We start from the raw sequence: 22,309 nt of genomic DNA, 5'->3' as shown, positions 1-22,309 counted from the left end.
ACTTTCTAAATTGCTCCGAAAGAAGGTAAGTTTTTACTTGGGTAATTACGGTAACAGTCTTGTTTAATGAGGGGGGCGCGACGCTTCTCCTGTAGGGTAACTGGAATGAATAGGGTGGAAGAAAGGTCTGTTTTTTAGCGCCAGGAGCTTCCCTCGTTTTGATACCTGAGCAAATGGTGCTTCAAGTCAACTTATCATTCTGAGAGTCCATGAGATATATTTAAACTTTCTAACCTCTAGGTTAAGATGACGATCGTACAACTGCTATTAAAAAAGCGACCCATTTTGGAATATCTATGACTGTTACTGAATCATTAATTGCTTTTGTCCTCGCGGGCGGACTCCTCACTATTGCACCTGGACTGGATACCGCCTTGGTTTTGAGAACGTCTGCTGCTGAAGGGGCTAAAAAAGCAGGGTTTGCTGCAATTGGTGTCAATATTGGTTGTTTAACCTGGGGAGCGGCTGTTGCGTTTGGTTTGGGTGCACTTATTTCAGCTTCGCAACTGGCCTATGAACTACTCAAGTGGGTGGGAGCATTCTACCTTGCCTGGTTAGGTTTGCAGTTGCTGTTACGTCCGCGAACAGATTTTTCCGGTCTAACTGGTGTAGGGCAATCGGGGCAAAAAATAAGTGATTTGAGCTGGCTATGGAAAGGATTTTTAGGAAATCTTTTGAATCCGAAAGTGGGTATTTTTTATGTTTCTTTTCTACCTCAATTCATTCCACAGGATATGCCGATTGCTGGTTATACTTTTTTATTAGCGTTGATTCACTCACTACTTGGCATGCTTTGGTTTGCCTTGTTGATTTTAGCAAGTCAGCCACTGACTCGAGGACTAAAAAATCCTAAAGTTATTCAAACATTGGATCGTTTAACAGGTGGTCTTTTCATTGGTTTCGGTGTGAAAATTGCCTTGTCGAGCCGTTAATTCTGCAATGTTGGCAGTAGAAAAATTATTGGTTTATACAGGCAAGTTAGTTTTTGTTCAGTTATAATGGTTTTCCTTAAAAAATAAAGGTAAATAAAATGAGTCGTGTTTTTTCATGTCTTTTAATTGTATTTCTGACCTTTGGTTTAGTAGTTAATGAAGCTGCTGCCAAGCGGTTTGGTGGCGGGCGGAGTTTTGGGGTACAACGTTCCCACAGTAGTTTATATAATTCCCATTCTGCACAAACAACCAAATCATTCGGGCAACGTGCCCCTAATAATAAAAGTAAGTGGGGTGGGGTGCTAGGGGGCTTATTGGCGGGTGGATTATTAGCCAGCCTGTTTATGGGCAATGGCTTGGGCAGTGGCTTATTATCCTGGCTCATTGTTGGTTCAATTCTCTTCTTTCTCGTTGGGTTTTTGCGCCGCAAAATGCAGCCTGGTTTTCAATCGACTCAATCGAATGCGTTTAGGCAAGCGTCTCCTTTTAATCAAACAGCTGATGCTTTTAGGAACAATTTTCAAGCACGCGGTAGTTCGTCTGCCTATCCAGCAGGATTTGTGGAGGAATCCTTTTTACGTGATGCCAAAGTCAAGTTCATTCGCTTACAGGCTGCTTATGATCAACAAAATCTCGCTGATCTGACTGCTTTTACGGCGCCTGAAGTCTTCGCTGAAATCAAAATGCAACTTGAGGAACGTGGTACTGAACCCAATACCACAGACGTTATTAATCTGGATGCCCACTTGCTGGATGTTTCAAACCAGGTTGATTCAATAATGGCAAGTGTACGTTTTACCGGTACTATTAAGGAAAATGGTGAGCTAACACAGTTAGATGAAATTTGGCATTTCCGTAAATTCAACAATAATCCTGATTGGGTTGTTGGTGGTATACAACAAGAAGTACTGTAAACACTGACTGCTCCCGCAAACAAGTTGCGGGGGCAGCCTGTTGATCAATAAGTCTGAGTAAACACACGAATACGATGGCCATCTGGATCAAGGGCCACGAAATTCAGTCCGAAATCCATTGGAGTTGGTGGTTGTATTAGACATAAGTCCTGTTTTTTCCACTCATCATACAAAGTACGAACTTGCTCATCGTCGTTAACGGCAATAGCAAGTTCACTACTGCCACTTGCGGCTGTTACCGCTGGTTTTACATCATCTTTTGACCATAAGCCTAGTTTAACACCAGAGTTTAATACAAACATTGCGAAAGCGGGTGAAGATTCAACAGGTTGTTTATTGAGTAATTTTGTATAAAAGGCAGTACTGATACTGGGCTTGTTGACATAGAGTATTATAAAATTTGGATCCAACATAGGAGTCTCCCTGTTAAAAAGATAGTTTCCTAAAAAATTTAGGCCTTATTCCCGAAGTCATTCAGGTTTATTGATTTTAAGGGACACTACTGCCAAATTCTGTCAGTAGACTTCTTTCGAAATTCTACTGGATTTGGAGCATTGCTTCGTCGATACGATATTCGAATCCATATGTTTTGGCGTCTACACAGCGATTCCGCGCAGTTTCTTATTGTCGCTGCAGTAGTAAATCGTCTTTTATTTATTGAGTAGGAATATTCTCCAGGCATCGCCATTCTTTCAAAAGGGCTTGCCGGCGACGTTGATAGCGAATTGAAGTGAGGTTAAGACCGGTAATTCTATCGATGCGAAAATGACGAAATTGTTGCCTTAATTCACACCAGGCAATGACTATCCGTGTTTGTTCGAAAAATCCCATTGCAAAAGGCCAGATGGTACGTTCAGTTTCGTTTTCTTGGACATCTTTGTAGCGAATTACAAGTTTACGCTCATTACGTATAGCTTGCCTGATAAGCGCTTGTTCTTGATCCCCTCCCATAATGGCTTGTCCTGGGCCAATAAGCAGAGCAGAGGCATCAAGTTTGTTGCGTAAATCAACAGGTAATACGGCAGCAATTTTTGCGATGGCATCACGGGAAGCAGCTCCCAACCTGGAGTCGGCACGTTTTGCTACCCAGCGCGAGCCAAGAACGAGTGCTTCAATTTCTTCTTCAGAAAACATCAAAGGAGGAAGCATATAGCAAGGGTTTAGAAGATAGCCAAGCCCTGGTTCACCCTCTATTTGGGCTCCTTGCATCTGCAGTGTGGCAATATCACGATAGAGAGTACGAAGGCTGATGCCTAATTCTTCAGCAAGGGTTGCTCCCCGTATTGGATATCGATTACGTCTTAAAATTTGTAAGAGGGCAAGCAGGCGTTCAGTACGAGTCAATTTATAGTTTCCTAAATGGTTGTTAGAACAATGCTGTCATATTTTGGCAGCAATTATCATAGCACGGTAGATAAGGCGTAGAAGCGCTAACCCATAATTTATTGGTTCAGATGAATTTTTCAGGTGGACAACTTGGATAGTACATTTAGTTACTGTTACTTCGTCTCTATAGTAATGACTTCCCTCTGTGCTGGCTTTTGTAGATTAAAGTCACGCTATGTTAAAGTATCAGCCTTCATGAGTGAACAGGAGTATTGAAGGTGATGCAAAAGCTTTTTTCTTATGGGACCCTGCAATTGGAATCCGTTCAAATCGCTACTTTTTCCCGTTTATTAAAAGGGACTAAAGCTAGTTTGCAAGGTTATGTGCTCAAAGATCTGCAAATTACCGATCCTTATGTTATCGAAGTGAGTGGCCAGGCCGTGCATCAAATTCTGTTAGCAACACAAAATGAAGCTGATAGCGTAGAGGGAATGGTGTTTGACTTAACTGAGACTGAATTGCATAAAGCAGATGAATACGAAGTAGATGATTATGTTCGTGTGAAGATTCAATTAACTTCTGGTATAGAAGCGTGGGTTTATGCACATCGCTCGACTCTATAGGCTATTAATATCGAAGGGTTTACCCTTAGGGCCTGGAATTATTTAAATTTTTGGCTTAATTAAGTTAACCCAGTTTCCTGAATGGTAAGTACCTTGGTTCCCAAAATAGCTCTTGAATCAATTTTTCCAAATCAGCCTGCTGATTAATTTGGGCCAATCCTTCCTCTATTGCAGTTTGGGCAACAGCAACGGCGATGTGTTTAGCGACTGTCTGCGCATCATCAAGAGAGGGGAGGAGGGGTAGAAAACTGTCTTTTTTACTTGGCGCGTGTTCGCTTAAAATTTCTGCGGCTGCCCAAATCATGCCTTTGGATAATCTTGATGCCCTTACTGCTAAAATACCAAGGCCGATTCCTGGGAATACCAACGCATTATTACACTGAGCAATTTGTAATAAACGGTTTTGATATTCAATTGCAGGGAAGGCGGTGCCTGTGGCAATTAACGCTTTACCTTGGCTCCAGGTGAGAATATCAGAAGGCTGTGCCTCACATTTTTCATCCGGATTAGAAAGAGGAAAAATGATTGGTCTTTCGCACGTATTAGACATGATCTCGATGATATCTTGTGAAAATGAACCAGGTTGAGCTGAACAACCAATAAGAATTGTTGGTTTAATTTGACGGACTGTATCGGTAAGAGAAAGTTGTTGTTTGCCCTGAATTTCCCAAGAGGCTATTTCGGTTGACTGCCGTGCATAGGGTTTTTGTGCTTCAGTGAGCTCCAGATCACTGTCGATTAAAAGGCCTTGGCGATCAATTAGCCAAAAGCGTCTATACGCTTCCTCTACCTTTAAGCCACGCCTTACCATTGCATCAACAATTTGATCACTTATTCCTGTTCCGGCGGAGCCTGCACCAAAGACAACAATACGATGATCTTCTAGCTTAATGCCGCTAACGTCACAAGCAGCCAGTAAGGCTGCCAAGGTGACTGCTCCTGTACCTTGGATATCATCATTGAAGGTGCATAACTCATCTTGAAATTTATCTAAAATACGTCGGGCATTTCCACGACCAAAATCCTCCCAATGTAAAAAGGCGTGAGGGAAATGTTGGCGGATAGCATTCACAAAGGTAAGAATGAAAGCATCATATTGCTCTGTGTCAATACGAGGATGCTGACAACCTAAATAAAGAGGATCATTAAGTAATTCCTGATTATTTGTTCCTACATCTAGAAAAACAGGCAGTGTTCTGGTGGGATCTATTCCACCGCAAAGACTATAAACCATTAGTTTGGCAACTGGGATATCCATACCGCCAATGCCCTGATCGCCAATACCGAGTACACCTTCTCCATCGGTGACGACGATTAGATCAATTTCTGGATTAGAACGATTGTTGATAATGTCTTCGATCTGGTTTTTATCTGAATGGGCAATGTATAAACCTCGTGGTTGGCGATATTCATGACTGAAGCGTTTAACAGCAGTGCCAACAATCGGTGTATAAATCGTAGGTAGCATTTCCCCCAAATGACGGCTAATTAGCTTATAAAACAGTATCTGGTTTTTATCGTGTAAATTATTAAGATAAATGTTTTGTTGCAAACGTGAGGTATAGCTTGAGTATTGTAAGTAGGCGCGCTTTACTTGTTCATCAAGGGTTTCAACGCGATGCGGTAGTTTTCCTAACAACCCGAAGGCATGTCGTTCTTCCTGGGTAAAGGCGGTACTTTTGTTAAGTTGCGGTATAGTCAGTAAGGGTTTTCCGCAAATGGAAGTTTCGATAAACTGCTCGCCAGTCTGCTCGTCACGTACTATTTTGAAATCTAGCATGGTTGTTATTTTCAGATAAAATTTAGTGCGCATACAATAGCCAATCAAGGGCATTTATTCAATGCAACAATGCGATTTGCCCAAAACTATGATAAAATGTCGCGACTTTATTCATAATTCATCTAAAAATCTGGATGAATAGTGTAGCTGGATAGCTTACTTTTGAGTGCAGGGACGTGCTTACTTCACACATCGGTCATAATGGGGGTAGATCTTCATGGTGAGATGTAGTCTAACCATGAGAGGAAATACCAATGACTTTTGCAAATTTGCAATTAGCTGAACCTTTGCTGCGAGCAATCCGTGAACAAGGCTATGAAGCCCCTTCTCCTATTCAGGCACAAGCAATACCTGCCGTATTGCGTGGTGATGATTTATTAGCTTCAGCGCAAACCGGAACGGGAAAAACGGCTGGTTTTACTTTGCCTATTTTACATCGATTGGCCCAAAAAACACGGGCACGGAATAATTGCGCTCTGGTTTTGATACTTACCCCGACTCGAGAGTTAGCCGCGCAGGTTCATGAAAGTGTGATGCTCTATGGTAAATATGTAGGTTTACGTTCCGCCGTTGTTTTTGGCGGTGTTAAAATTAATCCTCAAATGATGAAATTGCGCTCCGGTGTTGAAATTCTGGTAGCGACTCCCGGACGTTTACTCGATCTTTATAAACAAAATGCTATTCGTTTCGAACAAATTGAAACCTTGGTTTTAGATGAAGCAGATCGAATGCTCGATATGGGCTTCATTCATGATATTAAGAAAATCCTTTCTTATTTGCCGCGTACACGCCAGAATTTATTATTTTCAGCAACCTTTTCTGATGAAATTCGCAAACTGGCTAAAGAGTTATTAATCAATCCGGTTGAAATTGATGTTGCCCCCCGTAACACTGCAGCTTCCAAGGTTGTACAGCTGGTGCATCCTGTAGATAAAGCTCGCAAAACTGCCTTACTCAGTCATCTAATTCGTGATAAAGAATGGCAACAAGCACTTGTTTTTTCTCGTACTAAACATGGTGCCAATAAGCTGGTAAAACTTTTGGCACAGGATAATATTAAAGCGTTGGCCATTCATGGAAATAAAAGCCAATCTCAACGTACGAATGCGTTGAATGAGTTTAAAGCAGGGAAAATACCTATTTTGGTGGCGACAGATATTGCCGCTAGAGGAATAGATATTGATCAATTACCTTTGGTCATTAACTTTGATTTACCCCAGGTTGCTGAGGATTATGTGCATCGTATTGGGCGTACTGGCCGAGCTGGGGCGTCAGGTCAGGCCATTTCATTAGTCTGTGCTGATGAATTCAAGCAGTTACATGATATTGAGAAACTAATTAAAAGACGTATTGAGAGGGTTGAGGTTGATGACTTTGAGCCTAACCATTCTTTACCAGCAACGCCTAATCCGGCGACTGCGGCAATTAAGAAGAAAATAGCTTACCAAGGCAAAGTAGCGAAATCTCAATCGGGGAAAAATGGGACTTTCACCCCTAAACATGGCAACACTGCTGCTCATAAATACAAAAGCAAATCGGTTGCAGCCTCCAAAACAAAGAGCAGGTAACGCCTCACGTTAGCATAGCGTTAGTTATTTACAAATGATAACATCGATAACTTTGTAGAAACATCAAGAGGTTGTAATGAGAAAATTGTGGGTTTTGGTTTGTGCAGCTTCCATCGGCTTGGCTGCTTGCTCAACCCGGGATGAACAGTATTATCGCTTGAATCCGCAAGCATTACAGCAGGCAATTAAAGATTGCCCCAATAAACAACCAGCGCAGATAAGCTGTGAGCAATTAGCTGCTATTAACAGCTCTGTTTATGAATTAGTTTACCAGATCCAAATTAACCCCCAGGAGTTTGGTAAGCAAATATTGTCTATACAGCAAGAGTTGGCAAAACAGCGTATTGTACTCAAGAAAAACCCTAAGCAGCCTGAACTAAGAAAAATGATTGAAGAGAATGAGCAGCGCTTGGCTGAACGCTTGGCAATTGTAAGATGGTTAGAGTCACCAGAGAGTTAATTAATGAGAATTTTAGTAAGTAATGATGACGGTGTGCATTCATCAGGAATTCGTGCTTTAGCTAATGAAATGTCAACTATCGGGGATGTTATCGTTGTAGCTCCCGAGAGAAATCGTAGTGGTGCAAGTAACTCGTTGACTTTGACCAGGCCTTTGCGTGTCAAACAATTGGACAATGGGCATTATAGCGTAGAAGGGACTCCGACTGATTGTGTGCATTTGGCTCTTACTGGTTTTCTAGATCCAAATGCTGACATCGTGGTTTCCGGTATTAATGAGGGTGCTAATCTCGGTGATGATATTCTTTATTCAGGGACTGTGGCTGCAGCAATGGAAGGGAGATATCTTGGTTTACCAGCCATCGCTTTTTCTATGGTCGGCGATAATATTCAGTACTATGATACTGGTGCAGCAATTGCTCGGCAATTGGTGTTAAAAATGCGGGCAAATATGTTGCCGTCTCAAACTATCCTCAACGTTAATATCCCGGATTTACCATTGGATAAAATTAAGGGAATAGAAGTGACTCGTCTGGGGACACGCCATGGTGCTGAACCCATTGTTAAAGAATATGATCCACGCGGCCGCCCCATTTATTGGGTTGGTCCTCCCGGGTTAGAGGCTGATGCAGGTCCAGGTACAGATTTTTATGCGATTAATCAAAATTGCGTATCTATTACACCGTTACATCTTGATATGACGCATTATAAGGTGTTTGAACAATTATCGGCGTTGATTGATGAGATTAGTTGGACTTCATGACTTGCAGTTTTTGTTGTTATGGTAACAAAAAGATTGGGAATATGAGCCAAAATTAGTATTACGAACAAAGCGCATTTCTCTGCGCTAATATTAATAGGGGCTTATGTTTTATAAAATGGTTATTCTGAGAAAATAAATATGTACAAATTGTGCGTATTCTTATCGGCGCTTCTTCTTACTGGTTGTGGATCAAGATCTGATTTAGCACCTGTGGTGGAGTTAAAGTGGCAACCGCAAAATCCGAATCAAACTACTCACAGAGTACTGCGTGGCGAAACGCTCTATGCAGTCGCTTTTCGCTATGACCAAGATTACCGGCAGCTTGCCGCATTAAACCATTTACATAGTCCTTATGCCTTGCGCGTAGGTCAAATTATTCGCTTACAGGGGGCTTCACGAACACCGGCAAGACATTATTATCATGCCAAAACCAAACCAGTGTATACGGCAAGAAATATCCCTTCAGCAAGGCCTGTTAGCCCTTCGTATCAAGCTTCTTGGGCAAGACCAGGTCGTTACCAATCCTGGTTGTGGCCCGTGAACGGCCGAGTTGCCACTCAATTTATTCCGCAACAAGGCAAAAAGGGCATAGATATTGCAGGAATGAAAGGAGAGAAAATTAGAGCTTCATCCGGTGGGGTTGTTGCTTATGCTGGAAGCGGACTTTCAGGTTATGGAAACTTGATTATTATTAAACATAATAACCAATTTCTAACGGCATACGGCAATAATTTACGTAATATGGTTCACGAAGGCCAACAAGTTAAAGCTGGCCAGGTTATTGCCGAAATGGGAGTTGTAGATAGACGGTTTTGGGGTGTGCATTTTGAAATCAGAAGGGCAGGAAAACCTGTTAATCCTTTGAATTATCTGCAAAAAGGTTAACAAGAAATTGGTTCTAATAACCATGCTTAGTGCGAAGATGGTGTTTTTTTCTTAAAAGATATAAACACGATAGGTGATATCATGCAAGCAGATGACGAATCAACAAAAGAAGAGGTAACTCCCGAAGAGGAATGGGATGAATCTCCTGATGACGCGTTGCTCTCTGATGATACGGGTATCGACGTTGAAAACGCCGAAGATATTGAAGAGCATTTACCTGATTTTAGTGATGAAGAAGCGTTTCCCAGCTTTCAGCGCGGTAGACATGCTGCCAAGGTTATGGATGCGACGCAAATTTATTTGGGTGAAATTGGTTTTTCTCCTTTACTTTCTGCGGAAGAAGAAGTTCATTATGCAAAGCTGGCTCTTAAAGGCGATGCAGCCGCTCGTAAAAAGATGATTGAATCTAATTTGCGCCTAGTGGTTAAAATAGCGCGTCGTTACCTGAATCGCGGTTTGCCGCTTCTTGATCTTATCGAGGAGGGAAATCTCGGTTTGATGAAATCAGTTGAGAAGTTTGATCCTGATAGGGGCTTTCGCTTCTCGACCTATGCTACCTGGTGGATTAGGCAAACTATCGAGCGTGCAATAATGAATCAAACTCGCACAATACGTTTACCAATTCATGTGGTTAAAGAACTTAATATTTATTTGCGTGCAGCACGCCAACTGACACAAAAACTTGATCATGAACCATCGGCAGAAGAGATTGCTGAAATGGTTGATAAACCGCTTGAGGATGTTGAAAAATTGCTTGGTTTAAATGATAAAGTTGCATCAGTGGACACGCCGATTGGTTACGATGAAAACAAATCGTTGCTTGATACTATTGCTGACGAAAATAGTATGAATCCGGCAGAGCTTTTAACCGATGAGAATTTACGTAACCATATTGAATCGTTATTAGATAAACTCACGGAAAACCAACAACAAGTGATTGCTAGACGTTTTGGTCTACGTGGTTTTGAAAAGGCAACACTTGAAGATGTCGGTAAGGAAATTGATTTAACTCGAGAGCGGGTCAGACAAATCCAGGTCGAGGCTTTAAAAACCTTGAGAGGGCTTTTAGAGCGCGTAGGTTTGACCCAGGAAGATTTATTTTAAGTCATGTAAAAAGGCGAGCCCAGAGCTAGGGGACATTGGTGGAGGCGGCTCCCAAGCCCTGCCAACAGGCTGTGTAATCTAATTGTCTGCTCGGGTGAGCCAACGCTTTTTTACTAATTAACCAGGGAGCTTTTGTTTCAAACATGAAGGCCAGGGTATTTTGATAACGCGTTGGAACTAGTTCTTCTTGAATAGTCTTTTGATAGGTCTCTGTATCAGGTCCATGTGCTGTCATGCAGTTATGAATACTTATACCGCCCGGTAGAAATCCTTCTGTTTTTGCATCGTACTCGCCGTGAATCAATCCCATGAATTCATTCATAACATTACGATGAAAATAAGGCGGCCTAAAAGTATGTTCTGCTACCATCCATCGCGGTGGGAATATAACAAAATCAAGATTTGCTACACCAACTATTTCGCTTTCTGAGGTTAAAACAGTAAAAATGGAAGGATCAGGGTGATCAAAACTAACGGTATTAATTGTGTTAAACAAAGATAAATCATAAATGTAGGGGGCATAGTTTCCATGCCAGGCAACTACATTGAGTGGAGAATGATTGCTTTTTGCCACCCAAAATTGTTGTTGATACTTACAAATTAAAGTGGTTTCGTCATTATAATTTTCATAAGAGGCTTGTGGATAAAGGAAATGACGTGGATTAGCAAGGCTGTTTGCCCCAAGAGGGCCCAATGGTGGTAAACCCAGTGGCGTGCCAGCATTTTCACAAAGATAGCCACAAGCCAGAGGGCATATGAGTTCAACCTTAAATTTTACTCCGCGCGGTATAACAGCTATTTTTCCAGGAGCAATCGCAAGACGTCCAAACTCTGTATAAAGTATTATCTCGCCTAAGTAAGGTACTAGAAGCATTTCGCCATCATAATTACTAAAATAGCGAGTCTGCATTGATTGACTGCATTGATAGAGGTAGGCATTAGTGGATTGATTACCGGCGATGTGAAATAAGCTATCAACGAAATCTCTATTATCAGTAGGGGCTTCAAACGGTGACCAGCGGAAAGGATTGGGTGCTTGTAGTTTCGCGTAATTGGCTGTTGCGGCATGCTCATAAGGTTGGTAATCCTCATGGACCACAGATGGAATGGTGCGATAAAGCCAACTGTGGGAATTAACATGCCTGGGTCTTGTAAAGGCGGTGCCGCTTAATTGTTCGGCATATAAACCAAATTGACAGTGTTGAGGGGAGTTCTGTTCTTTAGGTAAAGCGCCTGGTATAGCTTCGCTTTGATGGTGGTTACCAAATCCTGCCAAATACACCGTTTATCTCCCTCGTAAATTTAACGCCATTAGCATAGCTTGAAAGAGTGAAAAATGTCGAGACTGATTATCGGGTCTGTGGACATTTCTGTAATCCTGGCCGAAAAGCGTTGATTTCCTGTGCTTCGCTACTCAGTTCCCTCATGTAAATTATGCTGGGATGCTTGTAAATCAACGCTTCTCGACTCAGGCTAGCGAAATGTCAACAGAGCCTGGTCTAATCACCGTTCTTTTTAGGTTACTGACGATGTATAATCCATGTTATTTAATGTAAGCCCGTCTTAGAAATGACATTATTTTTCAGGATGAGCGGGTATTTGATTGAGGTATATTTATGGCTGGACATAGTAAATGGGCTAATATTAAGTTTCGCAAAGGCGCACAAGATGCCAAACGCGGAAAAATTTTCACCAAGCTTATTCGCGAAATTTCGGTTGCTGCACGTGCAGGTGGTGGTGATGAAACGGCTAATCCACGATTACGCGATGCTGTAACAAAAGCACTAAAAGCTAATATGAAGCGCGATACGATCGACAACGCTATTAAGCGTGGTGTAGGTGGTTTAGATGGTGATAATATGATTGAAATGCGCTATGAAGGGTATGGTCCCGGTGGTGTTGCAATCTTGGTGGATTGTTTATCTGACAATAAAAATCGTACTGTCTCTGAAGTAAGACATGCTTTTACCAAACATGGTGGTAATTTGGGAACCGATGGCTCAGTGGCTTATCTGTTTAATAAGCAAGGTGAGATTCTTCTGGCCGCTGGACAAGCGGAAGAAGATGCAATGGAAGTTGCTATAGAATCGGGTGCTGAAGACGTGGTAATCGAAGAAGGCCAGCTTGAAATAATTACTCCTGCAGATAAATATCACACTGTCTTAACCGCGATTCAACAATCAGGTTATGATGTTGAGCAGTCACATTTAACGATGCGGGCTCAAACAATGATTCCTTTGGATAAAGAATCAGCGGAGAGTTTACTCAAATTAATCGATATGTTAGAAGATTTGGACGATGTGCAGGAGGTTCATAGTAATGCTGAGTTTCCTGAATCACTTTTTGAAACTTCGGTCTGATGAGTATTATTTTAGGGATTGATCCTGGTTCACGTATTACTGGATATGGCATCATTCGAGAAGAAAAGCGCAAAATTTTTTATGTGGATAGCGGTTGCATTAGAACTTCAGATGGTGAATTGAGCCAAAAATTGTTGCAAATTTTTAATGGTATTTGCCAATTGATGGACGAGTATGCTCCTGATGAGGTTGCCATAGAGCAGGTTTTTATGCATCAAAATCCCAATTCAGCACTAAAATTGGGACATGCTAGAGGGGTAGCCATGGTTGCTGCTGCCTCCCATCGTGTTAGTGTGAGTGAGTATTCTGCTCGTGAGATTAAACAGGCGGTAGTAGGTTATGGTGCTGCCCAGAAAGAACAAGTAAAACATATGGTCGTAACTTTGCTCATGCTTAATAGCCCACCTCAGAATGATGCTGCTGATGCGTTAGCTACCGCAATTTGTCACAGCCACATGCGGCATGGGCTATCCGGTTTACAACGATCACGGCCGAGCACAAGGAGACGTTTGCGATGATAGGCTGGTTAAGTGGACAGGTTGTTGATAAACATCAACCCGGTAAATTGGTTGTTGATGTCAACGGAGTAGGATACGACGTAGAAACTTCCTTACAAACTTTTTTTCAACTTGAATCACAGCGCGGGTTGATAAATTTACATATTCATACAATCGTTCGAGAAGATGCTTTATTGCTTTTTGGTTTTTTGGATAAAGAGGAGCGAGCATTATTCAGGGCTTTAATTAAAGTGAATGGTGTGGGGCCTAAACTAGCCATGGCTATTCTTTCAAGTATTACGCCCGCTGAATTTATTCAATGTATTACCCAACAGAATACGGTAGTTCTTACTAAATTACCTGGTATTGGTAAAAAAACAGCCGAACGCCTGGTGATTGAAATGAAAGACAGTGTGAAACAGTTTAACAGCATGGATACTAACCAATTATCGCAGAAACTATCGATTAACCGTGAGCAGGATGAAGCAATCAGTGCATTGGAAGCATTGGGATATAAGCAACAAGAGGCTGTTAAAGCGATCAATAAAATTGATGATGGAAATAAAACCTGTGAGCAATTGATTCGTCAGGCGCTGCAGCTATTAGCAAGCCGATAACAGCTTGCTTTATTACTATGAATCGGTAGAATCTGCCCGCAGTCGATTACTTAGATAATCGATGAATATCTGGGCTGAGTTCCTGTTTTTAATTCAATCAAGATTATAAACATTCATTCATGCTTTGTCGTTTCAACACAATTGATTGTTATTTGATATAACTCCGGACGAGTTGTGGTAAGCCAATTTTTTATATTGGTTTTTAAAAACCGGAAATTAATAAATGAAAAATGCTTCTCTTTTTGGGAGTCTAATTGCTGGATTATCAAACACGGTAACCAGCAAAAAGGACGCATTAAAAAATTATGGTAAAAAGACTATTCATCCTACAGCCCAGGTTATTCAGTGCAAGAAACTAAGTTCTCTCTTACAAGAATTAGAACTTGATCAAGATTTAAGAGCAAAGATCATGGAAAAAGCCAAAAACTCCAAGGTAGGAGATGATTTTTCCCGGGCAATAAAGATTTTGTCTTGCTTAAAAGCACATGGTTTAAAGGGTTACAGTGCAAATGAGTTCCTAAAGGGAGGTCATTTTAAAATAAAAGATGGTGGCACTCTATATCGGGAGCTTGCCAAAATTGAGGGAGCTCAAGTCAGATTTTCATCTCATTTTGCAAGCACCAAGGTTGGTAAAGAGATGGGGATTAATTGCGGACGCATACTTCCTGAAGTGTTGTTTTTACAATCTACACAAGTGCAAGGTTCTAATTTTAGTCATTTTCAGGCTGAGGCATCCCCCTGGCGAATGGATAAGAGTAGACCTTGGGCTTTATTACCAAACCGCGAAACATTGCAAACATCTGAACATCTCACTGACTCTGCTTATTATTTTATTAACAAAAAAATTTCTGAATGGTTAAGTAAACCGGTACTAAATTTAGGGCCTTACGGATGGTCTATACATGATGATGCAAATCCTATCACAAGCTATGATTATGCAGGGCCAACTGATATGGAAGATCTTGGTGATCTTGATGAACTGGCCGATGCACTTACTCATCCTGTGGGTGATGTCCTTGATGAAATTGAGGATAATGAATTTAAGCCAACCATGAGCTAAAGAAATATTAGTTTAAGACGGTGATTTTTTGGTGGTGTAGAGTCGTTTTATGCATCAAGAGGTGGACATGGTTTCTAAAGATAAAATAGTGAGCTTAATTGCGGCAATAATTAAGAATCCTCATAAAATACAAAGTTCTGTGGTAAAAGAAAAAGTCTCGGCGTTCGTGAAGGAACTGTATTTTGAATGTACAAAGGGAAAGGCATTACCAATAAATATTTCTTTATCATTACATAATACAAATAGTTTAATACATTATGTATCGCAATTAATAACTTACAGAGCCGCTCTAGGTGAAGTTGGTGCACAACAAAAATTATTTAACGAAATATATGAGCAATTTATTGATCGAAGTGAATTTTTTAAGAAGGGTTTGCAAAAAGGGAATCCCTTTGTTTTACGTGCCTATTTAGTTCACATTCATCATTTAGCAAAAAAAGATGGGTTAAGCGAAAAACAAAAATTAGCGTTGGTTAGCTTACTTGAAAATAGTCAACACTACATTGAAGCGATGGATTCCACCTCTTGCGGCAGATTCAAATTGTTGATTGATGGTTATGCTAAATACCAAACGGCATTTTTACTTAACTCGCTCGCACCCAAGGATAAGACCGGAATATTGGTGGATAATGTAAGCAAACTGTACTTTTCTGCTCTAAAATCATTGGAAATGGTTAGTTTGGGCAGTGATAACTCTATCTCGTTGTATGCTGATGAAGAAATGTATCCAGAATTTCCTTTCGCTGATAGTAGCGAGTTGATTGATACGATCAGGAGTGAAATTCAAGAAATCCCGGTAAATACTCTTCGCTAAAAATCAATTTACACTAGAACAGGGTAGCGAGTTTGTTTTCAAATTAACCTTGTTGGGATGATGCTCCATTGGGAATGGGGAAGTAGACCCGCACGATTAAACCTGTACCTTCTGCAGGAGAGTCTAGTTCTACCCGTCCACCATGCAGGTCGGTGATTTGCCTTACAATAGCTAAGCCCAAACCACTACCAGGGCTTTTATTTCCCAAGACACGGAAGAAGCGCTCAAAGACCCGGTTTTGCAGCTCACTCGGTATTCCCGGGCCATTATCACGTACTTCCAGAACTAATTCCTGCTCTTTGCTATAAACGCGAACAGATACTTTACCATTTTCCTTACAATAACGAATAGCATTGTCAACTAAATTACGGATAAGAATGCTCAGCGCTGTAAGATTTCCTGCAAAAACAGGGGTTTGCTCGTCGTGTTCAAACTCAAGTTCTATTTGTTTCTCTACAGCACTTGGTGCCAACATCGCTAAAACTTCACGGGTTATCTTGACTAAATTGACCTCATCGATATCGTTGATATTGGTTGCTTCAGGAACCAGTTTACTCATAGTTAACAGCTGTTGAACAATATGAGTGCTACGGTTAACACTAGCAATTAGTTTTTGTAAGGCTAAATTCTTTTCATCCATATCACTGGTATTTAAAGCAACCTGAGCTTGCGCTTTAAGAGCAGCAAGCGGTGTGCGCAATTCGTGAGCTGCATCTGCAGCAAAGCGTTTTTCCCGCTCAAACCCTTCCTTGAGGCGATAAAATAATTTATTCAATTCATCAATAACCGGCTTAATCTCTTCGGGAACTTCTTGCAAGTCTACTGGTTCTAAGTGGGTAGGTGCGCGGTTTGCAACTTCTTGTGCTACACGATCAAGGCTGTCCAAACCACGACCGATAATAATCCAGATAAGCAGTCCTGATAAGGGGAAGGTGAGCAACATGATATATAGATCATCTTGTGCAATGCGATGGCCTAACTCATTACGAGTATCATAACGTTCTGCCAGAACAGTACGTACACCAGCTTTTTCGTTATAGGTAGTAAAGACACGCCATTTTTGATCACCTAGCATTTTATCGCTAAAACCATCAATTTCAGCAATTAATGGGATTTTGGGGGCTGTTGATGAGTGGAGCAAGAGTTTGCCTCCATTAGTCCATACTTGAAAATTAAATTTATCGAGATAATTTTTGGGGGGTAAATCATTTAAAAAACGTCGCTGATAATAATTATCGATTTTTTGAGGGATGATCTCTAGTGCATCTTGAATTTTAGTCAGTGGGCGTTGGTGTAAGTCATCACCTAATAAGGCTTGATAGGAGAGTGCTGACATCGCCATTAAGGTATCAAGATGCTCTTGAATATCTTTTTGATCGAGATAGTAGTTACCTATCGCAGTCAGAGTTGTAGTAATTGTGATGGCTAATAATAAATTAATTAGCAAAAACTTACGAATAGAAGATTTCACAATACTTAATTACTCTCGTTTTTCTCGACCATGTAACCAACGCCACGAATGGTTCGAATAAAATTAGCATTGAGTTTCTTACGCAAATTGTGGATGTGAACTTCAAGGGCGTTAGAATCCACATCTTCATCCCAACCATAAATACTCTGCATTAATTGTTCACGTGATAGTACCTGACCACTATTTTCGAGTAATTTTTGCAAGAGAGAAAATTCGCGGCGCGGAACATTGACAATAACATCATCAACATAAACAGAGTGCGCTGCTGGATCCAGGGTAATATTACGATATTGCAAGACCGCATCAGCACGTCCTTGGGAGCGTCGAACCAAGGCTCGAACTCGGGCACTTAATTCATTTAAATCAAAAGGTTTCGTCATATAATCATCGGCACCCGCATCAAGACCTTTTACTCTGTCTTCTACTGATTCTCGGGCTGTCAGGATAATAACAGGTGTTCTGTTATCATCATGACGAATAGCTTGAAGAAAGGCGAGTCCAGACAGCCTGGGTAAACCCAGATCCAGAATAATTAACTCGAAGGATTCAGACTTGACAGCAGCGCGAGCAGCTTCCCCATCTTTTAGCCAATCTACAATATAGCCAAATTGAGTTAAGCCGGCTTTAACTGCATCCCCAAGTAATTCATCGTCTTCAACAAGTAGCAATCTCATTGCCGCTCCTAATGTTAAGGCATGCCCTTAATGGGAATCGCCTGAGGGTTGTTGTTCTATTAAATGCCTGGTTAAGTAAATTGCTTGCAAAAAAACAAAAATCAGAGTGAATCCTGCGCCACCAAATAGTTTAAAGTTAACCCAAACATCTGTACTATAAAAGTAAGCAACATAGAGATTTAAGCCACCCATTACAACAAAAAACGCAGCCCACGCATAATTTAAACGATACCAGATTTTTTGTGGTAAGCTAATATTTCCATCCATCATTTTTTGAATAAGTGGTTTTTTGCCAATAAAGGAGGTGCCGAGAAACACTAAGGAGGTCAGCCAATAAATCCCAGTTGGTTTCCATTTTATAAACCATGGATTATGAAAAAATAAAGTCGCGCCACCTAAAATAAAAATAAGTGCCAGGCTGATTAAGTGCATTTTTTCATAACGCTGATGTTTCAGGCGGTAAAAAGCAACTTGAATAAGCGCCGCCCCCATCGCGATAGCAGTAGCATTATAAATTCCGAATAATTTATAACTAATAAAAAAAATCAAAATCGGGAAAAAATCAAAGAGTAATTTCATAGTGTTTTTGTTAATTTCCAACATTCCAATAAGTATAACACAGGATTTGTAACTCTCATGCACCTCTAAGTTTGTTGTATTTATTTGTAATTAACCTTCTCTGGATAGACAGGGCCTTAGCTTTGCAGATTGACACTCTCCTTTATCACGGCAAAAGTCGAAAAAGAGTTCTCAGTGTTGTACTTGCTGGAACTGACAGGCTATTCGAGTTCTTATTTCCCTGGGGTACTGATTCAGTAGATACAGTAAAAAGAATTAGCCAATCACCAGTTTTTGTCCGGGGCGCAGCAGTCTTTTGTTAATAGAGGGGTTTAATCTGGTTAAGACTGCAACTTTGGTGTTATTACGTTTCGCAATACTACTCAAATTATCGCCTGCTTTAACAATATAAACACCATATTTTACTGTGGTTTTCCACAGTGTTAATTGTGAGCCAGTTTTTAGTGGGGTTTTCCCTTTAATATGGTTCCAAAGCCGAATGTTAGCTGCTGAAACATTGTATTTTTTCTCTAATGATTGATAGGTATCGCCTGCTTGAACAATATGGAGAACTTTATAGCTTTGCGCAGTTGCTGGTTGATCAGTGATAGGGGTCACAGGTTTTTTAGCAGCAGCAACGGTTGTGTTTTTTGTACTCGGTATTAACACGTATTGTCCCAATTTTAATTTATCTGATTTTAGCTGATTAAGTTCTCGAATTAATTTGACAGTAGTGAAATATCTACGGGCAATAGAACCTAAATTATCACCTCCGGACACTTGGTGTCGCGTCCAGCTGACTCGTTTTTCTTCCGGCACATTGGCCAGATTACGATTAAAATGAGCTACTTTATCGGCTGGAATAAGAAGGTTGAACGGCTTGTAAGGTGCTGTGGTCCAACGGTTAAATCCTGGATTTAACTTAATTAAATCCTTGTAGGAAATACCCGCGAGCTTCGCTGCATGATTCAAATCAATTTGGCTACCTATATTAACTTCCTCAAAATAGGGAACATGAGGAATATCAGGCAGGGTTATATGGTAGCGCTGTGGGTATTTAATGATCTCAGCGAGGGCAAGCAAGCGTGGCACATAGGCTTTCGTTTCTTGTGGAACGGGTAAAGTCCAGAAGCTGATATTTCGCGAGTATTGGCGACTGTTTTTGATAGCGCGAGCAACGGTTCCTTCACCGGAATCGTAAGCGGCAATAGCAAGTATCCAATTGCCATTAAAATATTTATTGAGATAGGTCAGGTAATTGAGGGCTGCATCAGTTGAGGGACGAATACTACGGCGACCATCAAACCACCAATCCTGTTTAAGACCAAGATTATTCCCTGTGCCTGGCATTAATTGCCACAGACCTGCAGCTCCAGCTCCGGAGTAAGCAAAGGGATCATAAGCACTCTCAATCATGGGTAATAAAGCAATCTCACCAGGCATTCTTCTTTTTTTAATTTCAGTCACAATATGATAAATATAAGGTTCTGATCGAGCCAGTTTTTGCAGATAGCTTGGATGCGCAACCAGCCAACGTAATTGTGTTTGAACCTCAGGTTGCGTTACTTCATGGTTTAAGGCGAATTGACTACGCAATACATCCCAGACATTGGGTGCTGCATAAACAAGATTAGAAAACAGATAGGAACTGGTTAGTAAAAGGAAACACCTAAAAAGATTAATTGGTCTAAACTTCATTGGTCTAAACTTCAATGTGACAGCCTATTATGAATTAATGGCTGGACAGTGTACTAAATAAAATCCCGGCAAGAAACCCTTTTTGTTCTTACATCAACCTAAAAGGTTTAAATTAACTCTAATTGCTAAGAAAAGTTGTCTTTATCGGCTCTCAATTGTTTAAATACTGACATAGGATCCTTATTTTTATTGCCTTTTAGTGCCACATAATTTTGCATACTCTGCAGGTGAGTACGGAAAAAGGGGTTGATTTCTTTTTCGAGACCAATATTGGAAGGTAAAGAGCGCTGATTTTCTTTTGCCATTAAACGATGTGCATGTTGGCGAATAGCTAAATTGTCGGGTTCTACAGTCGCTGCAAAACGAAGATTGCGGCGTGTATATTCGTGAGCACAATAAATCTGTGTAATATCTGGTAAGGCTTTGAGTTTTTGCAGAGAAGCAAATAAATCCTCTATAGTCCCGTCAAATACTCGACCACAACCGGCGGAAAATAGGGTGTCACCGCAAAATAACAAACCAAATTCTGGCTCATACAGACTAATATGAGTTGCTGTATGGCCGGGCGTACTTAGGACTCGGAAATGATAGGGAGGGAGGGGCAGCACATCACCGTCTTGCAGGATGTGATTCACTTGGGGTATGCGAGAGTCTTTAGGGCCATAGATAGCGATTCCAGGATAGGTATTGATAAGCTCGTTAACACCGTCGGTATGATCATAGTGATGATGAGTTAACAAAATAGCCTTTAGTTGAAGTTCTTCTTGTTCCAGGAAGGCCAGGACTGGGTTAGCGTCACCAGGGTCGACACAAATAGCGGTTTGCTCTTCTTCATTAATTAATAGCCAGATGTAATTATCGTTAAAGGCGGGAATAGGTAGAATTTTCATTGCAAACTCCTTTTCGCTCTATGTTTAGTCTAGAGTAAATAACTCAACTTTCAACGATAAAAGAAGAAATACCCGGATTAAAAAATCCACGTAATTGCTGCAGGATAATTTTCATTTCTTCAGCGAGAACGTAAGGAGGATTAATAACCCATAAACCGCAACCTGTCATACCTGATTGGATAGCACTTGTTAAATAAAACTCAAGATGCAATGAGCTGTTTACTTCGATTGCCTTTAATCCTCGCAACAATTGTTCATGTAAGCGTTTGTCCACTATGGGATACCAAAGGCAAAAGACACCAGTAGAAAAACGACGATAAGCTGATTTTAGAGCCTGAGGTATTAGCTTATAATCTGTTTTAACCTCATAAGAGGGGTCAATAAAAATTAAGCCACGGCGCTCTGTCGGTGGGAGTGAAGCATGAAGGCTTGCTATCCCATCTTCATGGCTGAAAAATACCCGTTTACCGTAATGAGGCAAAGATTCTAAATGTTCGAATTCGCGAGGATGCAATTCGCAACAAAACAATCTATCTTGTGGACGTAAAAGATCAATAGCCAGACAAGGTGAGCCGGGATAGAAGCGTAATTCACCGGATTGATTAATCTTATTAATGGAGTGTAAATAAGGAGTGAACAGTGGCGATAATTGCTTTTTATGCTCCCACAATAAATGAACGCCCTGAAGATATTCACCCGTTTTAGCAGCCTGGTTGTCATGCAAATCATACATTCCTCGGCCAGAATGAGTTTCCAAATAAAAAATCGGTTTTTCTTTATCAATCATGTAATTGAGAAGGCGTGACAAGGTGAGATGTTTGACAACATCGGCAAAATTGCCTGCATGATATCCGTGTTGATAACTCAGCATAAAGGAACTTAACTAAAAGAAGATGCCGAAGTATAGCCTTATGTGATCGCTAATCCAATCCTGTGATGATTTTTTCAGTATTAGCTTTAGGTTTTCCAATAGTAGTCCAACGGTAGGAATCGTTACCTAATGGAGCCAATTTTATAGCCTAAGTCCTCTATTGGTAAAAATTACTCTAACTATTTTGCACTATACTTAGGGTGGAAAGAGGCGAAAATGGAGGCTGTTATGAGTTTGCCAAGAGAATATGATGATGAGAATCACTCTTTTACAGAATATTCTTATGATGAAGAAGAAGTGGAGCAATTAAGCCATAAAAAACGAGTGCGCAAAATGCTGGAAGAAAAGCTGGAGCGCAAACGTTTAAAAGAAGAGCTCGAAGAGGAATGGGATACAGACTTCGACTGGGATGATGTCGAACGTTGAGATCTATACTAACAATCCA

At 40.8% G+C, this 22,309-nt stretch carries 24 protein-coding genes; 14 read left to right on the top strand and 10 right to left on the bottom strand.

Going from position 1 to position 22,309, the window contains the following annotated elements; genetic code table 11:
* The first annotated feature begins 296 nt into the window (after positions 1–296).
* Positions 297–932, top strand: coding sequence for a LysE family translocator (locus ACN4Z1_RS07575; RefSeq protein ID WP_419387992.1), 636 nt, complete (start codon positions 297–299; stop codon positions 930–932).
* Between the two features lie 98 nt (positions 933–1,030).
* Entirely contained in the window at positions 1,031–1,846 is an 816-nt protein-coding gene (locus ACN4Z1_RS07570; protein ID WP_228363858.1) for a Tim44 domain-containing protein, read from the top strand.
* 44 nt (positions 1,847–1,890) lie between these two features.
* Here the strand turns inward: ACN4Z1_RS07570 and ACN4Z1_RS07565 are convergent, their stop codons facing one another.
* Positions 1,891–2,259 carry a VOC family protein gene (locus ACN4Z1_RS07565; RefSeq protein WP_228363859.1) on the bottom strand — a complete coding sequence of 123 codons (369 nt, stop codon included), beginning with the start codon at positions 2,257–2,259 and terminating at the stop codon, positions 1,891–1,893.
* A gap of 241 nt (positions 2,260–2,500) precedes the next feature.
* On the bottom strand, positions 2,501–3,190 hold the full coding sequence (locus ACN4Z1_RS07560; protein WP_228363860.1) for a helix-turn-helix transcriptional regulator: 690 nt from the start codon (positions 3,188–3,190) through the stop codon (positions 2,501–2,503).
* 263 nt (positions 3,191–3,453) lie between these two features.
* Here ACN4Z1_RS07560 and ACN4Z1_RS07555 point away from each other — a divergent pair, with 263 nt between their 5' ends.
* Positions 3,454–3,795, top strand: a complete 342-nt coding sequence (locus ACN4Z1_RS07555; RefSeq protein WP_228364092.1) for a gamma-glutamylcyclotransferase family protein — start codon at positions 3,454–3,456, stop codon at positions 3,793–3,795.
* A gap of 64 nt (positions 3,796–3,859) precedes the next feature.
* Here the strand turns inward: ACN4Z1_RS07555 and ACN4Z1_RS07550 are convergent, their stop codons facing one another.
* On the bottom strand, positions 3,860–5,575 hold the full coding sequence (locus tag ACN4Z1_RS07550; RefSeq protein WP_228364093.1) for an NAD-dependent malic enzyme: 1,716 nt from the start codon (positions 5,573–5,575) through the stop codon (positions 3,860–3,862).
* A gap of 254 nt (positions 5,576–5,829) precedes the next feature.
* On the opposite strand from ACN4Z1_RS07550, the gene ACN4Z1_RS07545 reads away from it, so the two are divergent.
* The 5 genes from ACN4Z1_RS07545 (at position 5,830) to rpoS (ending at position 10,354) form a co-directional block, all read left to right on the top strand.
* Positions 5,830–7,143: a DEAD/DEAH box helicase gene (locus ACN4Z1_RS07545; RefSeq protein WP_228363861.1), complete on the top strand. Its 1,314-nt coding sequence runs from the start codon at positions 5,830–5,832 to the stop codon at positions 7,141–7,143.
* A gap of 76 nt (positions 7,144–7,219) precedes the next feature.
* The gene (locus ACN4Z1_RS07540) at positions 7,220–7,603 is read left to right on the top strand and encodes a hypothetical protein (protein WP_228363862.1); all 384 of its coding nucleotides are present in this window, start codon (positions 7,220–7,222) and stop codon (positions 7,601–7,603) included.
* A gap of 3 nt (positions 7,604–7,606) precedes the next feature.
* Entirely contained in the window at positions 7,607–8,365 is a 759-nt protein-coding gene (gene surE, locus ACN4Z1_RS07535) for a 5'/3'-nucleotidase SurE (RefSeq protein ID WP_115221455.1), read from the top strand.
* 138 nt (positions 8,366–8,503) lie between these two features.
* Positions 8,504–9,250, top strand: a complete 747-nt coding sequence (locus ACN4Z1_RS07530) for a peptidoglycan DD-metalloendopeptidase family protein (protein ID WP_228363863.1) — start codon at positions 8,504–8,506, stop codon at positions 9,248–9,250.
* An 81-nt stretch (positions 9,251–9,331) separates the two neighbouring features.
* Positions 9,332–10,354 (top strand): RNA polymerase sigma factor RpoS, encoded by a 1,023-nt coding sequence (rpoS, locus tag ACN4Z1_RS07525; RefSeq protein WP_115221454.1) that lies wholly within the window; start codon positions 9,332–9,334, stop codon positions 10,352–10,354.
* A 25-nt stretch (positions 10,355–10,379) separates the two neighbouring features.
* Here rpoS and hmgA read toward each other — a convergent pair whose 3' ends face one another.
* On the bottom strand, positions 10,380–11,636 hold the full coding sequence (gene hmgA / locus ACN4Z1_RS07520; RefSeq protein ID WP_228363864.1) for a homogentisate 1,2-dioxygenase: 1,257 nt from the start codon (positions 11,634–11,636) through the stop codon (positions 10,380–10,382).
* Positions 11,637–11,970: 334 nt separating this feature from the next.
* Here hmgA and ACN4Z1_RS07515 point away from each other — a divergent pair, with 334 nt between their 5' ends.
* From ACN4Z1_RS07515 to ACN4Z1_RS07495, 5 genes are all read left to right on the top strand, one after another.
* Positions 11,971–12,714 carry a YebC/PmpR family DNA-binding transcriptional regulator gene (locus ACN4Z1_RS07515; protein ID WP_115221452.1) on the top strand — a complete coding sequence of 248 codons (744 nt, stop codon included), beginning with the start codon at positions 11,971–11,973 and terminating at the stop codon, positions 12,712–12,714.
* Positions 12,714–13,232, top strand: coding sequence for a crossover junction endodeoxyribonuclease RuvC (ruvC, locus tag ACN4Z1_RS07510; RefSeq protein ID WP_228363865.1), 519 nt, complete (start codon positions 12,714–12,716; stop codon positions 13,230–13,232). The genes ACN4Z1_RS07515 and ruvC overlap by 1 nt, the downstream gene beginning before the upstream one ends.
* Positions 13,229–13,828: a Holliday junction branch migration protein RuvA gene (gene ruvA, locus ACN4Z1_RS07505; RefSeq protein ID WP_228363866.1), complete on the top strand. Its 600-nt coding sequence runs from the start codon at positions 13,229–13,231 to the stop codon at positions 13,826–13,828. Before ruvC ends, ruvA begins: the two co-directional genes overlap by 4 nt.
* Positions 13,829–14,051: 223 nt before the next feature.
* The gene (locus tag ACN4Z1_RS07500; protein WP_228363867.1) at positions 14,052–14,888 is read left to right on the top strand and encodes a hypothetical protein; all 837 of its coding nucleotides are present in this window, start codon (positions 14,052–14,054) and stop codon (positions 14,886–14,888) included.
* A 67-nt stretch (positions 14,889–14,955) separates the two neighbouring features.
* Positions 14,956–15,702, top strand: coding sequence for a hypothetical protein (locus ACN4Z1_RS07495; RefSeq protein WP_419386009.1), 747 nt, complete (start codon positions 14,956–14,958; stop codon positions 15,700–15,702).
* 43 nt (positions 15,703–15,745) lie between these two features.
* On the opposite strand, the gene ACN4Z1_RS07490 is transcribed toward ACN4Z1_RS07495, so the two are convergent.
* The 6 genes from ACN4Z1_RS07490 to ACN4Z1_RS07465 form a co-directional block, all read right to left on the bottom strand.
* A complete protein-coding gene (locus ACN4Z1_RS07490; protein WP_115221447.1) occupies positions 15,746–17,173 on the bottom strand; it encodes an ATP-binding protein in 1,428 nt (475 codons plus the stop codon).
* Positions 17,174–17,178: 5 nt separating this feature from the next.
* The gene (locus tag ACN4Z1_RS07485; RefSeq protein ID WP_115175030.1) at positions 17,179–17,847 is read right to left on the bottom strand and encodes a response regulator; all 669 of its coding nucleotides are present in this window, start codon (positions 17,845–17,847) and stop codon (positions 17,179–17,181) included.
* A gap of 27 nt (positions 17,848–17,874) precedes the next feature.
* Positions 17,875–18,426: a septation protein A gene (locus ACN4Z1_RS07480; protein ID WP_115222711.1), complete on the bottom strand. Its 552-nt coding sequence runs from the start codon at positions 18,424–18,426 to the stop codon at positions 17,875–17,877.
* A gap of 255 nt (positions 18,427–18,681) precedes the next feature.
* Positions 18,682–20,103, bottom strand: a complete 1,422-nt coding sequence (locus ACN4Z1_RS07475) for a lytic transglycosylase (RefSeq protein WP_228363869.1) — start codon at positions 20,101–20,103, stop codon at positions 18,682–18,684.
* Between the two features lie 125 nt (positions 20,104–20,228).
* Positions 20,229–20,993, bottom strand: coding sequence for a hydroxyacylglutathione hydrolase (gloB, locus tag ACN4Z1_RS07470; RefSeq protein WP_228363870.1), 765 nt, complete (start codon positions 20,991–20,993; stop codon positions 20,229–20,231).
* Between the two features lie 43 nt (positions 20,994–21,036).
* Complete coding sequence (locus tag ACN4Z1_RS07465) at positions 21,037–21,864, bottom strand: 23S rRNA (adenine(2030)-N(6))-methyltransferase RlmJ (RefSeq protein WP_419386011.1); 828 nt, start codon at positions 21,862–21,864, stop codon at positions 21,037–21,039.
* Between the two features lie 228 nt (positions 21,865–22,092).
* On the opposite strand from ACN4Z1_RS07465, the gene ACN4Z1_RS07460 reads away from it, so the two are divergent.
* The gene (locus tag ACN4Z1_RS07460; RefSeq protein WP_115222710.1) at positions 22,093–22,290 is read left to right on the top strand and encodes a PA3496 family putative envelope integrity protein; all 198 of its coding nucleotides are present in this window, start codon (positions 22,093–22,095) and stop codon (positions 22,288–22,290) included.
* Positions 22,291–22,309 lie beyond the last annotated feature (19 nt).

The sequence above is a fragment of the Legionella sp. ST3F1 genome, from assembly GCF_048553315.1.
Lineage (GTDB): Bacteria > Pseudomonadota > Gammaproteobacteria > Legionellales > Legionellaceae > Tatlockia > Tatlockia donaldsonii.
This window is presented reverse-complemented; position numbering and strand designations above follow the sequence as displayed.